General features: G+C 38.2%; 11 protein-coding genes and 1 riboswitch. All 11 genes read right to left on the bottom strand.

Annotated features, from left to right (window positions below; translation table 11 throughout):
• Window positions 1-31: 31 nt before the first annotated feature.
• Window positions 32-1516 carry a PH domain-containing protein gene (locus tag ACIQZI_RS23705; protein ID WP_403078172.1) on the bottom strand — a complete coding sequence of 495 codons (1485 nt, stop codon included), beginning with the start codon at window positions 1514-1516 and terminating at the stop codon, window positions 32-34.
• Window positions 1509-1982 (bottom strand): PH domain-containing protein, encoded by a 474-nt coding sequence (locus ACIQZI_RS23700; RefSeq protein WP_062187815.1) that lies wholly within the window; start codon window positions 1980-1982, stop codon window positions 1509-1511. The genes ACIQZI_RS23705 and ACIQZI_RS23700 overlap by 8 nt, the downstream gene beginning before the upstream one ends.
• Window positions 1983-2182: 200 nt before the next feature.
• On the bottom strand, window positions 2183-3688 hold the full coding sequence (gene cshA / locus ACIQZI_RS23695; RefSeq protein ID WP_403078169.1) for a degradosome RNA helicase CshA: 1506 nt from the start codon (window positions 3686-3688) through the stop codon (window positions 2183-2185).
• Between the two features lie 1142 nt (window positions 3689-4830).
• A complete protein-coding gene (locus ACIQZI_RS23690) occupies window positions 4831-6201 on the bottom strand; it encodes a UDP-N-acetylmuramoyl-tripeptide--D-alanyl-D-alanine ligase (protein WP_403078227.1) in 1371 nt (456 codons plus the stop codon).
• A 118-nt stretch (window positions 6202-6319) separates the two neighbouring features.
• Entirely contained in the window at window positions 6320-7396 is a 1077-nt protein-coding gene (locus tag ACIQZI_RS23685; protein WP_403078166.1) for a D-alanine--D-alanine ligase, read from the bottom strand.
• Between the two features lie 399 nt (window positions 7397-7795).
• Window positions 7796-8563: a hypothetical protein gene (locus ACIQZI_RS23680; RefSeq protein WP_403078163.1), complete on the bottom strand. Its 768-nt coding sequence runs from the start codon at window positions 8561-8563 to the stop codon at window positions 7796-7798.
• Between the two features lie 520 nt (window positions 8564-9083).
• The gene (locus tag ACIQZI_RS23675; protein ID WP_403078160.1) at window positions 9084-10319 is read right to left on the bottom strand and encodes a cation:dicarboxylate symporter family transporter; all 1236 of its coding nucleotides are present in this window, start codon (window positions 10317-10319) and stop codon (window positions 9084-9086) included.
• A gap of 128 nt (window positions 10320-10447) precedes the next feature.
• Window positions 10448-10588: riboswitch (cyclic di-AMP (ydaO/yuaA leader) on the bottom strand.
• Between the two features lie 189 nt (window positions 10589-10777).
• Window positions 10778-12025, bottom strand: a complete 1248-nt coding sequence (locus ACIQZI_RS23670) for an efflux RND transporter periplasmic adaptor subunit (RefSeq protein ID WP_403078158.1) — start codon at window positions 12023-12025, stop codon at window positions 10778-10780.
• Between the two features lie 15 nt (window positions 12026-12040).
• Complete coding sequence (locus ACIQZI_RS23665; RefSeq protein ID WP_403078155.1) at window positions 12041-12703, bottom strand: hypothetical protein; 663 nt, start codon at window positions 12701-12703, stop codon at window positions 12041-12043.
• Window positions 12704-13207: 504 nt separating this feature from the next.
• Window positions 13208-13360 carry a C15 family peptidase gene (locus tag ACIQZI_RS23660; protein ID WP_403078224.1) on the bottom strand — a complete coding sequence of 51 codons (153 nt, stop codon included), beginning with the start codon at window positions 13358-13360 and terminating at the stop codon, window positions 13208-13210.
• An 83-nt stretch (window positions 13361-13443) separates the two neighbouring features.
• Complete coding sequence (locus tag ACIQZI_RS23655; RefSeq protein ID WP_062187835.1) at window positions 13444-14292, bottom strand: tyrosine-type recombinase/integrase; 849 nt, start codon at window positions 14290-14292, stop codon at window positions 13444-13446.
• Between the last annotated feature and the right edge of the window lie 456 nt (window positions 14293-14748).

The following is a 14748-nucleotide window of genomic DNA, read 5'->3' as shown; positions in this document are numbered from 1 at the left end:
CTTTTTCATCGTTAGGCTTTAGATCAGATGCTCATGGATGTTTTTTATGTTCGCTATAAGAAAACCAATCGTTCATGAATTCAGCATCTTTTTGTTCTAAGTCAACGAGCTTCCCTTCCCGAGGTCCTGCTCCTGATTTCACGGTAGCAGCAATCGTGGACAATTGCTTTCTTCTTTGAAAATAACTCACTCGTCGGTCGAATACTTGCAGTCGATTCTTTTGAAAAATATACGTTTGTTTAGATACAATTCTGGTTCGTAATTGTAATTGGTTTCCATTAATATTCCAGCCAACTTCTCTGAATTTTAAATAAGCCCAGACAGCAGCCATTGGAATAAGAGCGAAAGATGCTAATCCCCAAGGCCAAAGAATCCATAATGCAGCAGCAACAATGGGAATGATAATAAATAATTGCCTAAAGAAATAACGGATATAGGATCGTTTCGGTAACCCCTTCAATTCCGTCTGTAGCTCATAACCGGGTACGAACTGATTTATTTTTTCTTTTAGCTGTTCTTTTTTCACAAGCGGAAAAAGCAAAATGTTAACTGTATCCTTATCTGATGCTGAACCGCCTGCATATTCAAGGTACACACTTGCATACCCGAGCGGTTGCCTGATTAAATTCTCAGCGATTTTGATCCCTTGAATTTTTTTCAGCGGAATCGTTAATTGTCTTTTTTCTAATAATCCACGTGAAATAATTAATTCTTCTTCTACCTTTTTGGCTGTAAAATAGGCATAAATTAAGACAATTCTTGCGGTAGCAACAAGATAGGCTACTATGAAAAGTAAGAGCACCATAAGGATCATTAAAAGAATACCCGATTGAATGAATTGTTGTGCTTCAGCTGATATTTTTTTAAAAGGAATTAATTCATCAAATTGCGAAAGAAATGCTGCCGCACCGGAAAGAACGACCCCAACCCCACCTGATGTAGCCGCCATTAAAAACAGCTGAGGAAAAGTTTGTTTAAATACAACAGATGCTGAATCTGTCTCATCCTCTTTGGCTAATTCCTTCCCAGTGTCTGCCTCATTGACACGATCACTGTCCAGCTTCCTTTTCCCTGTTTTTTTCACTTCATTAAAAATGGCAATGATTTCGTTTGATTCTTGCTTTGTAATGGCAGTTAATTCTGCTTCCGGCTTCCCCCCATTTGACCCAGCTGTTTCTATCTTAAGCTGAGCTAGACCAAATATTCTTTGTAGGATTCCTTCTGAAACATCAATACTATGTATCCGTTCAAAGCGAATATATCGTTTTTTTCTTACAAACACACCGGATTCAATTCTAAGTTCACCATCTTCTACCCAATATGTAAGCCTAAGCCAGGAAAGAAAAGAAAAGACGATGAGAAAAAAGCAGATCACACCAAAAATAATGAATTGTATCCCTTTACCGCTGCTGCCTCCCAGAAATAAGAGAACAACCAACGGAATAATTGCTTCCTTCAACGTTTGCAAGATACCAGACAAAACGGCAACAGGATGAAGTCGTTTAGGTTCAAACATCGTCTTCCTCCACACTGGCCATTTTTGATATATAAAAGCGCAACTCATCAGCTTCAGTAAGTTCCAAAGCTGGTATCTCATGGGTCGTTGCGGCCGTAGAAATTTCTACAGAAGCCAGTTGATATTTCCGGAGCAGTGGTCCTTGGTTTGTCTCAACATGTTGAACTCTAATCATAGGCACCAATGTCCGCTTAATAATAAATAACCCGCTCTGGATTTCTATCTCTTTCTCCCGAACATCATATCGCCAACGCTTCCATTTCATTGACGGAAAAAGAAAGACCGATATGTACGTCACAGCTGCTGAGATTAGTCCAGCTGCTCCTATCGCCCAATAGGGCCAATCAAAAAGAATAGTCACAACAAGTATTGCAATGGTTATAACCCAACAAATTGCTGCATTTATTGCGCCGCTGACACGCCAAACCTTTAGCGCTTTACTTGAAATCCGGTTTCTTGGCTCCACACAACCGCTCCTTTCCTTCACTAAACTCCTATAATCAGTATACTATATAAAATATTTCCAGAATATAAAAAAGAGGATATCCCACAAGGTTCTGACCACAGATTTCACACAGTTAATCGTGTTACATACACGAATTTGAGCTGTATATAGCTTTTGTGGGGTCAGACCATTTTGTTAGGGACATCCTCATTTATTACATATTATTTATTTAGTTTTTCTCTTTTGCTATAGCTGTTATTGCTGCTATTGCTACGGTTACTGCTTCCGCTAGGTTTACGACTGTCTCTGCGTTTAGCACCGCTATAATCTTTTCTACCTGTTGAAGGTCCGCGACCATTACGTTGTCTGCCATTAGATCCAGACTTATTATATCCGCCACGTTTCATTGGAAGTGGTGCTTCATCTGTCAATTTAATAGGAGTTGCATCCGGTTCTTTAGTTAGTGATTTTAACGCTGCTGCAACAAGATCAGCTGCACTGTATTTTTGAAGCATTTCTTCAGCTTGCCCTAGGTATAAAGACAAGTCTTCATTTTCTACAGTGTTCACAATTCTTTCTGTTACTGCTTTTTGTTGTCCTTCCAACGCTTCCGTTAAAGTTGGAGTTTTCATTTTCTCCATACGTTTTTTCGTTGTATGTTCAACAGCAGCCAATTGACCTCTTTCTCTCGGTGTCACAAATGTAATCGCCTCACCATGTTTCCCTGCACGACCAGTACGTCCAATACGGTGAACATAGCTTTCTGGATCTTGAGGAATATCAAAGTTATATACATGTGTTACGCCTGAAATATCAAGTCCACGCGCCGCTACGTCTGTTGCAACAAGTACATCTATGTTGCCCTCTTTAAACTTCTTAAGAACCGACAAACGTTTTGCTTGGCTTAAGTCCCCGTGAATTCCTTCAGCAGAATAGCCACGGACATTCAATGCAGAAGAAAGCTCATCAACACGGCGTTTTGTACGTCCGAATACGATAGCAAGTTCTGGAGTTTGTATATCTAATAAACGAGCTAATGTATCAAATTTTTCGTTCTCTCTTAGCTCAATATAATATTGATCAATAAGAGATACAGTCATTTCTTTTGCTTTAACACGTACAAGAGTCGGATCTTTCATGAAGCGTTCTGCAATCTTGCGAATAGGATCTGGCATAGTAGCAGAAAACAGCAAAGTTTGTCTCTCACCTGGTACATTCGAAAGAATAGATTCGATATCCTCAATGAAGCCCATGTTCAACATTTCATCCGCTTCATCCAATACCACAGTGTGAACGTTGCCCAATTTAATATTTTTACGTTTAATATGATCTAATAAACGACCTGGTGTACCAACGATAATATGTGGTTTTTTCTTTAATGCACGAATTTGACGATCAATATCTTGTCCGCCGTATACCGCCATTACGCGAGTGCGTTTTCCGTATCCAAGCTTAAATAATTCTTCAGAAACCTGAATAGCAAGCTCACGTGTTGGTGCGATCACGATTCCTTGTACGTTATCATCTTGAAGATCAATATTCTCAATTAACGGAATACCAAATGCGGCTGTTTTACCTGTTCCAGTTTGAGCTTGACCAATAATATCTTTCCCTTCTAATGCCAACGGAATGGTTTGTGCTTGAATCGGACTTGCTTCTTCAAACCCCATTTTTTCGATTGATTTCATAGAAGTTCTGTCTAAACCTAATTCACTAAATAATGTCAAAATATTCGTACTCCTTTATAATTCATATATTTGTCAACATCCAAAATGGCTTGTGACGTCTGAATTGGGTCATTTGACCACAATTCACCAACTTCGAGCTGGTTCTTGTTTATTATTTATCGTTTAAGAAAAGTTTTCTCAATGATCACCTAAAATACTTGCGTTTTTTAAATCCGAACTCCATTATAATAAATAAAAAGTCCCGAACAAAAGTCAAACCTTGCGCAAATACTGATCTAGCGCTAGGTCCAGGAAATCTTTTTACAAAACATGTACCAAGAATGAAATTCAAAAATGGAAAGATCAAAGTAGCATACAAATTCGCATGTTTATTCAGGTGAGGGCTGCTGCATCTTTTTTCCTATGAGACAAGAGTCTACATAAAAGAAAAACTGTTTTGGACTTCAAGGATGAAATCCAAAGACAAAGCTGCAATTATGCCATAGTTTATGAATAGCCATCATGTAATTATCCAAAATGATTGCATATCAAATCCTATAGAATAAAACAAAACTTGACTTAAGCCAAGCTTCCCATAAAAAAACAGGCCCTTATGCGTTTGGGGAATGCGGAGTGGAAAGGAACCACAAGGATCATTTCTGGCAAGAGGGGTAGGAGATAATCAGAATCTCCCATCTATCATGTCATGAGCTTATGGAGCCAGCTACAGACAGCTGGACCTTCCTATTAGCAATTTAAGCTGCAAAGTGAGACAGCTTTTTATATTATTCAAGACGCGTGGCCTATTTAATCTGAAAGTACAAGATCTTCACCAAGTGAAGAATGAAATAACGTTTGTTTCTTAAAGAAACGATAAACAATCTTTGGATTAGTTATAGTATATACCATCTTCAACTTCCAAAGACATTTAAACTCATAATACATGTTACCATTTTCAGGTCGTTATTGCAATAAAGGAATCTAAAACTCAAACGAAATAGGCCGATTGAAAGAGGTATTTTCAGAGGATTTTTACCATTAACCTCCAAACCATTTATACCTTTGTGACGTTAGGCACCTCGTAACTCATAACTCGAGTGGCTAAGTTTATTCGTCAAATACCAAATACATGAAATAGCTTAGTCATTAAAATAAGCCGATAAAATCTCCATAAACGGAAATTCACCGACTTATTACAGAATTCAATTTTGTAAAGCTTGAACAATTTCTTCTAATTTCATCCCTCTTGAGGCTTTTACTAGGATTAAATCATTTAGAGACGTACGCTGCTTTAAATCAGCAATTAATGTGGATTTATCATCATATGAAAACACTCGTTCTTCTGGAAAAGATCGGCGAGCTCCCTCAGCTATAAAATGACCAAGCGAACCATATGTAAAGACTGCATTGATCTTGTCTGGCTGAATGTTTTCACCAATATTTACATGATAATCTTCCTCTTGATTTCCTAGTTCTAACATGTCACCAAGGATGAGGTATTTATTTTGGAATCCTGAAAGACTTTCAATCAGTTCAATCGCTGCCTTCATTGAGGTTGGACTTGCATTATAGGCATCATTAATGATTTTTTCCCCTTTTGCTCCTTCAACCATTTCCATTCTCATATTGGTTAATTGGACCGATTCAAACCCTTTTCTGATATTAGCATCATTTACACGCAACAGTTTGGCTACAAGCATAGCGGCTAACGCATTTTGTACATTATGAGAACCAAGAACTGGAATCGTATATGGGTCTCCATTTATTTCAAAAGAAGTACTATTCTCGTTTTGAGTTATGGAGATGGGGTAAAGATCATTTTTATTTTCTCTACCAAAAGATACAACGTGAAGGTTCGTTAAGTCGCGTTCAATTCGATCACGTAATAATGGTTCATCTCCTTGGTAAATCAGCGTTCCGCCATCTTTAAGGCCTGAAACAATCTCGAGTTTAGCATTTGCAATTTCTTCTCTTGAACCGAGATCCAATAGATGAGACTCGCCAATATTCGTAATAATTGCCAAGTCTGGTTCTGCAAGTGTGGACAGAAATGCAATTTCACCACGGCTGCTCATGCCCATTTCGAGAACGGCCACTTCTGTGTCTTCATCCATTCCTAGAATGGTTAACGGAAGTCCAAGATGATTATTAAAGTTTCCGCTTGTTTTATGAATGCGGTAGGTTGTTTGCAGTAAGGACGCTATCATATCTTTCGTGGTCGTTTTGCCATTACTCCCTGTAACGCCAATTACTTTACAATTTAGTTGCTTTCGATACGCCCTGGCTAGTTTCTGTAATGCTTTTTCTGTATTCTCTACAAGGATTACCGGAAGTCCGGCTGGCAGTTCCCCCGCATCCTTTTGCCACAAAGAAGCAGCTGCCCCCTGCGATATGGCCTTTTCTACATATTGATGTCCATCAACATGTTCGCCACTAAGGGGGATGAACAAGTTGTTAAACTCAATATTTCTAGAATCAATCGAAACTCCTGCCGCTATAATGGATTCAAAATCTGTAATGTTATTCAACCCATCGACCATTTCATGGATTTGCTTTAACGTTTTTTTTAACATCATGTTCCTCCTAGGGTTTTAGAAAATTGCGGCTTATCCCTTATCACCAAGCTATTTCAGTAAGGAAAACGACAGCCATTCGGTTGTCGTTTTCACTTCTAGGCTGCAAAGCATCCCATTAAAAGCTATATTTAATCTTCTGCTTTTCTTCATAACGTTCTTGCGCCAAATTCACTAATGTCTCGATTAATTGAGGATACTCCACTCCTGTATGTTTCCATAATAAAGGAAACATGCTAAATGGAGTAAAGCCAGGCATCGTATTTACTTCATTAATATATGCTTTTCCTTCTTTCGTTAAGAAGAAGTCAGCACGAACCAATCCGGAACAATCAAGTGATTTGAAGGATGTAATAGCCATTTCACTTAAAGACTGATAGTCCGTTTCGGAAATCTCTGCCGGGATGACCATCGCGGTATCTCCATCTTCATATTTTGCTTTATAATCATAGAAATCTTTTTTTGCAATAATTTCGCCAGCTACCGAACACTTAGGGTGGTCATTGCCAAGAACGCCAATTTCAATTTCACGAGCAACGATTCCTTCTTCAACAATAATTTTTCGGTCAAATAGGAATGCTTCAACAAACGCAGCTGCGAGCTCTTCCCTATTCACACATTTACTAATTCCAACACTTGATCCGAGATTCGCTGGCTTAACAAAGCATGGATAGCCTAATTCAGCTTCAATTTTGTCATAGGCGCGGTCCTTATCCGTTTCCCACTCTGAACGAATAAACCATGTATATTTAACTTGTGGTAGTCCTGCTTGGGCAAAAATATTCTTCATAATTACTTTGTCCATGCCAGCAGACGAAGCTAGAACTCCATTTCCTACATAAGGTACATTTACTAATTCCAGCACCCCTTGAACTGTACCATCTTCTCCATTCGGACCATGAAGGAGAGGGAAAAGACAATCGAACCCTTCTCCATCCTCCTTGGAAACTTGCCCTGTAGAACGAATTTCTAAAGGTGACATGGCATCTTTAGCTGATAATATAAGACTTTTCACGCTCTCAACCGGTCCGGTCAACTGAGGTCCTTTTACCCAAACCCCTTCTTTCGTTATGTATATCGGATATATATCAAACTTCTCTAAATCTAATGCTTTAATGACCGCTAAAGCCGTCTGCAGCGAAACGTCATGCTCAGCAGACTTTCCGCCATAAAGCAGTCCAAGTTTTGTTTTCATTTTCATTAAACCTCCAATACTCTTTTCACTTTATCCCGCATTAACGGGCAGTAAGATCCCAACCTCAAGGCTTAGATGAATCGAAGAAGCCTGGGTGGGGGATGAAGAAACCCCCACTGATTGAAGTTTTACTTTATTATTGTACCACCTTCATCTTCAGTTAAAAATGAAAAAGAAGTACTGTTTGATAACTTACCTAAACATACCAATAATTCTACCGCACATACCTTACATCTTATGTAGCAATAGCACGGACTACACCATGAATTATCGCGTTTTACTTAAATGACCCACATAAAAAATAGAACTGTCTAAAAGCTCAGTCATTCTCACCTTCTTCGATGTATCACGATGAAAATCATCAAACATGGAATGTTTACTTCAGCAAAATAAGATCATTTAGTTAAGAATAACGCTCCATTCTTTAGTCTTTCGATGTAAAACAATTAACGCTTTTGGCCGTTGATCCTTCAGATCATTAAATCCGTCCATCATATCATCCATATTCACATAGTCGCCAATGATCCAACCCGGAATTTCTATTTTGGTCCTCGAATGCTGAATATCCTGAAGGGAAAAGACAACACCCTCAGCCGTTAACGGGATGAGCCTTTGAAGCACATCAAAAGGAATTTCTGGGTACTCCCTTTTTTTCTTTAATCCAAACCAATTTCTTTCGACACGTAATGTCTCCAGTTTCAACATAAGTGCATTACCAAATATTTGAGTTAATGCATCTTGGTTTCGAAAATAAACCTTATTGAACCACCCATCATCATGCGCAAGATAAACAAATTGATTATTCAACTTTCCGAAAAATGGTGGACGTAAATGAGTTTTGCAATGGCCAACATACAAAAGTTCAGCAATTTCTTGACCATTTAATTCATCAAGCCCTGCTTCCTCTTCAAAATCAATCCAGCAAAAATCACCATACCCATATACATGATCTTTCAGGAGTTTTTCAACATCTCCATTCGGAACAAATTCCAATAGCGTATTCATGTTAAACTCCCCATCATCATATCCATGTTTCAACAATAAAAGATTAGGTAAGGGTCCTTCATACGAATAAACAAATTCCCGAAACGTCATGCCGGAGAAGATCACAAATCGCTCAGAAGCATGCAAGTGTATATATAGGACGTCTCTTATCTCATTTTTCATAATACCAATACCCTCCACAACAGTTATTGGTGATAAAGTGAAACTTCAATCAGTGAAGGGTTCCTCATCCTCACTGATTGTTCGTTGAACCAATCATCGGGCATTTACGAGCAGATGATCTCCCACTTACTCTACTTGGATTCCCTAAAAGCCTTGAAGCGGGAGTCATGTTGCTCGTTAATGCGGGATAAAACTGGTGAAATTATCATCCATCATCACTATTATCATTTTACCAAATCATTTGAAATAATGTGACAAAACCTCCAAGTTACTCATAATTCTTCATTATTTTGAGAGAGATCTTTCTCTTTATAAAGAGTGAATGAAAGAATAGATTCATCCATAATAAAAAAACAGCTATTGGATTTTATCCCTTTAGCTGTCTTTTTTATGAAAAAGGGGCGGGGCTTCGCAAAGTCAGCTCCGCACCGCCACCTTCAAAAGATTATACAGTTTGAGAACCTGAACCTTTTCATCGTTTTCGTTTTAGTCAGGCGTTCATGTATGTTTTTATCAAAAGTTATGACACTTTTTCAGGTTTAAAATTACCTTCCCATTTAGAGATAACAATAGCTGCAAGAGAGTTCCCAATAACATTTACCACTGTACGACCCATATCAAGAATACGGTCGATCCCAGCTATAAACGCCAACCCTTCGATAGGAATTCCAACTGTGCCTAATGTAGCTAATAGAACAACGAAAGAGACTCCTGGTACACCAGCAATACCTTTAGATGTGACCATCAATACTAGCATTAACGAAATTTGATCAGCAATACTCATATCAATGCCATACATTTGAGCAATGAAGATAGCAGCTAATGCTTGATACAGAGTGGAACCGTCAAGGTTAAAGGAGTAACCAGTCGGTATGACAAAAGAAGCAATATGCTTAGGACATCCCGCCTTTTCCACTTTTTCCATAATTCTCGGAAGGACAGCCTCAGAGCTTGCTGTTGAAAAGGCTAATATAAGCTCCTCTTTGATTAGTTTAATTAATTTGAAAAGACTATAACCGACTAATTTCGCGATAATTCCCAAGACCACGATCACAAAGAAAATCATCGTTCCATATACTGAAATCACTAACTTTCCTAGCGGGATAAGAGAAGCCAATCCAAACTTAGCAACAGTGACACCAATCAAGGCAAACACTCCAAAAGGAGCAAACCTCATAATTTGATTCGTAACATAAAACATTGCATCTGCTGTTCCTTGGAAGAATGCCAAAACCGGCTTCCCTCTTTCTCCGATCGCATTAATCCCAAGACCAAATGCCAGAGAAAAGAAAATAATGGCTAGCATGTCCCCTTCAGCAACCGCAGCAATCGGATTCGTTGGTACAATGTTCACAATCGTATCGATTAGTGATTCGCTTTCCTTTGACTCTGCTGTATCAACATAACTGCCGATATCCGTTTGATCAAGTTCCCCCATATTCACTCCAGCGCCTGGCTGCAGTACATTTGCCGCAATGATTCCGACTATAATTGCAATTGTCGTCACAATTTCAAAGTACAAAATCGTCTTACCGCCGATTTTCCCAAGCTGCTTGATATCACCAACACCTGCAACAGCGACAATAATACTGGCTACAATAATCGGCACGACAATCATTTTAATTAAACGAAGAAATATATCTCCAATTGGCTGTAAATAAGACGCAATCGTTGGACTACCATAAAAGATCGCCCCTACGATAATCCCTAGGACTAGACCAATTAATATTTGGCTAGCTAAGCTTATTTTTTTCATCTAACATCCTCACCTTCTGTAAATTCTTTGCTAAAAAAGCAAATGTCTCGGTAAGGGAAACAAGATAGACGGTTTCACGCAATAAAAAAAGACACTACGGGTGTCTTTGGGCGTGAACAATTTACATTTTGTTCCCTCTAAGACGCTGACGAGGTTAGCTGTCGGGTTAGGACCTGGAAACACATGCCCCTTCATAAGAATTCACCCCAAGCGGTACAGGACCACGAAATTGGTTCCCCCGTTCCATTAAGATTAAGCGGAAATAACATTATACTAAAATATTATATTAAAAATCCAAAACTGTAAATATATTTTTCATATTACGGGTAGGAAAATTACCCCATTACAGTCTCACACACGCTTTACAAACCTATTTTTGCCAAAGAAAGGAATACTATTCATTATTCACACGGGATCACATATCCACGTGAACGATAAATAGCATTCCTTTAGCTCAATTATTTTTCTAACAGTCCAATTAAAAAGAAACGAAGTTTTTGACGTTTAGATAGTTCATTAAATGCGTTAATTGTCACTTTTTCAGTTTGAAGAGGCGTGATAAATGCAGGCTTTTTATAAGGAATGCTTTTCGAATCCTTTAGAATGATATTCCCTAATTCAAGTCCATCTTTCACTTCCTGAATTCCAGCAAATTCGAGGCCCGTTGTGATCACTTGCTTTGTGACAGTACCGTTTCCATTCAGCTTGTAAACAGATGGTTTTTTTTCTAATTGAATCGCTGCTTTTGGCAAAGAAAGTACACCCTTCGCTTCCGCAGTCACCACAGACAATTTCACTTTAGAACCAATCATTATAGATTCGGGTTCTTCTTGCATAGTCGCTTGAAAAGCATATTTACTCGGAGTTCCAACAGTTGTCTCTGTTTCTGGAAACGGCTGAATTGCGGATATTGTTCCATTAATTTTCTTTTTTTCACTCGATTGTTTTGCAATAATTTTCATGCCAGGTTCTGCTTTTTTTGCCTGTTGTTCATCAAGAGAGCCTTCAATTGCTAACGTATTTGAAGCAATTGTTACAATTGGAGACTTCAGTTGTTTATTTACTTTCTTCACAATCCCTTCCGTTTCACTTGCCGTCATTGCCGTATCGCCATGTTCATCCAAATAGTTTAACTGGCTTTCATAAGCCCGTATTTTCTCTTCAAGTTTCTTCTTCTCTAATTCTTGTTTATAGATCTCCTGTTGAATCGAACTTATGATCATCGCAGAAGAATCAGGATTATCTAAAGGGAATCCTGCCTCTTCTGCTACTTCTCTTTCTTTAGCAGATGGTGCCTCTGGAATGGTATCCTGATAACTGGATAACTCATCAATATATTCTTCGATCCCCGCTATTTCGCCCTCATAACGGTTCTTCTCTGTTTCAAGCTCGCCCTTTACCTGATCCAGTTTAGGTGTTATGTATTCAAATAAAGGCGTGCCTGCTGTTACTTCATCTCCCTCTTTTACAAGGAATTTTTGAAATTCTTTATCTTGGTCATTATAATAATAGTTGTACTCTTCCAATGGTTTAATTACCGCATCTGTTTCAAATCTTTCTATAATATCTGCTTTCTTAACTTCGGTCCACTCTCCGGCTAATAAAGTCCGAGCCACCTTACTATCTTTTTTCTCAATTAAAAAAAGGTTCAAAGCAATGAAACCCGTTGCAAGTACGACTAGTGTACCAACTTTCCATTTATTCATATAGCCCCACCTCCCTTATAAAAACACACGAACATCGATATAAGCCAAAAATGCGGCTACAAACCAAGATGCCAGGTAAAACACACAAATCATAATAAGTGGGATGTATTTATTTTTCTCAGTCAACCCTCGTAAATAGTAGTAGACGATTCCGATAATCGTTATCTGAAATAAACTAATTTCCCCAAAAAAGTGAATAAAGTATTCATTTGAGAGGATAGATTGACTAATCACTCCTAATGAAAATGGATTATCACTTTGGTTTAAATCCATCTGCAAAAGAAAGGGTATGTATACTACTTTTTCTAGCAAGTGCAAAGCAAAGGCAATCATTTGAACAACTGCAACTTTCTTAAATGGGATATCTAAAATAACCCAAAAAACAACAGCAGCCAACACAACATAAAAGGTTGGGTACAGAAGGCCTGCCAGCAGTTTCCCAGCTATAACAAGTAGTTTCCCTGCTTCATATTCACTTTCTCCAAGCTTGGTTATTTCCTTTGACATAGATTCAGACCCTATTCCATAATAGGCTTCCAGAAGAAAGATAACGAAACTACATAGATACACCAACAGTAGCTTAGTACCGAATCCGGTTATTCCTTCTGCCTGTTCTAATTGATATCTGTTTGTTCTTGGTTGAAACAGGCCCTTTAATATTTGAACTTGATAGGTCATATTCGCTCCCCCGTGCAAAAGTAAAATGTATTTATCCTCTATTCTATCTCATTTTGAAAGGTATTGAGGAATAATGACATAAAGTGATGATAAAATAGGTACATATACCCAGTCGCTATATTTTCTTCTTCCATAGCTCAACATTTAATTATAGATTTCTAACAATTTTTCTACCCATACCACAAATAACTTAATAGACCCATCGATAATTAATTGTTATTTTATCTAGTATATACATACCCTCTGACCTATTCGGTTAATCCTCAAATAGCCATTCAGTCACTTTTAGAATTATTATACCTAAAGAAACCCCGAATCATATGCATTTCAATGATCTGCTCTCGGGGGTTTCTTTGTATAGTTTTCTCAATATTATCCTGGCTATCTTATGATAGGTCGTAAACGTATCACAAATCGTCTTTTAGACCAAATCAGTAACCGATTATTTTGTAAAGATTATGGGAAACTGAATGATAGACAAACTAGTGAGTAGCGACAATTTTCCTATATATAGTGAAGATCGTGACATAACATATGATTACCCAAGGTAGTTCCAGGCGTATTCGGAATCGCTGTAGCATAGCTGGTTCTATCTATCTCATTAACAAGTTCATTTATTGGCAATGTTGCAAAAAATCCAGCGACAGCTTCATCTATAACAACCTCATCATTCGGTCAATCAATCATAAGCATGATCTAGAATTCCAGCGATTTCAATTTAATACTTCCCCACAACTCATTTAAGAAAAGGCCTGATCAATCGCCTGTCCAAAATCTACTTCCTTATTCTTCACATATCGTTTTGTCATATTTAAATCCTTGTGACCCGCCAACTTCGATACTGTCTGTAACTCCACCCCGTTATCTATCAGTTGCTGACAGAAAGTATGTCGGAGCTTATGTGGATTAACATGATACTTTTTTAACATATATTGCACAGATCGTGGAGTGATTCGCTGCCCATAGCTGGATAAAAAGAGCGGTCCTCTAAGACCTTTATTTTCACCTAAAAAATAACCTATATGCTGAATTGCTTCTTGAGACAACGGTACAATTCTATCTACTTCATTCTTTGAATTACGAACGACTATCGCTTTCTTTTCATCCTTCTCCACAAGATCACTATCATTTAGATCACATAACTCAGAAACCCGGACGCCGGTATGAAGCATGATATACACCATTGCAGTGTTCCTTAAATTCCCATCTGCTTCTACCTCTTTTAATAAGGTCTTTTGTTCCTGCAACGTCAACACTTCAGGAATATCGTTTTTTTGCTCATTAATTTTCCGGTCTATATTCTTCATCAAAGAGGACTGACCAAGATATTTACAATACACTTTCAAGGCCATATAATGTTTCTCTATCGTCCCTGCGCTTCGTTGGTTAGTTTCTAAATGATCTAGATAAGCCTGAATACCATCTTCACTCAAGTGCCCTCCAAAGTCCTTTTCTGCCCACTCAAAAAATTGGGTAAGCACACCTGAATAAGTCTTAACTGTATTTTCCGATTTCTTTTGTTTTTTCAACCACTCGGTAAAGGAGCGAAATGTCATTTCTTGGTCAAATGCTTCATTATGACGTTCCAACGTAAATTCATTCCTCCAGTGAAAATTCAGAAGTTTAACTAATTTTAACACAAGTTTACTTTTAATACGAAATCAGTTCACCGCCAAATGTCTTCTTTCTCCCAAAACGAATGATAACCTCTTTAACATTTTTACTCTGTTAAGGATATTCAAAAGTCCGGTAAAAAAGCTTGCTAATTATATCAAAGCGCATTTTTGACCTTCTGTTAAAATCAGGCACGTCCTGTGCTGCAACAGAGAAGGTAGCACACCCTATACAAGTCCGGTCCTCAACGTTCCTGTATATGGCAAAAGGTCTGAGACGAGATCCCTCGCAGAACTTCTCGGCGCTTTTATCCACCTTTTTGAACAATTGAAAAAGAGACCAGCTATAAATAGCTGATCTCTCGAATTGCTTGGCAACGTCCTACTCTCACAGGGGGAGACCCCCAACTACCATCGGCGCTAAAGAGCTTA

The organism is Peribacillus sp. NPDC096379 (genome assembly GCF_044762875.1).
Lineage (GTDB): Bacteria > Bacillota > Bacilli > Bacillales > DSM-1321 > Peribacillus.
The sequence above is the reverse complement of the archived record's forward strand: the minus strand, read 5'-3'. Positions and strand labels throughout refer to the sequence as shown.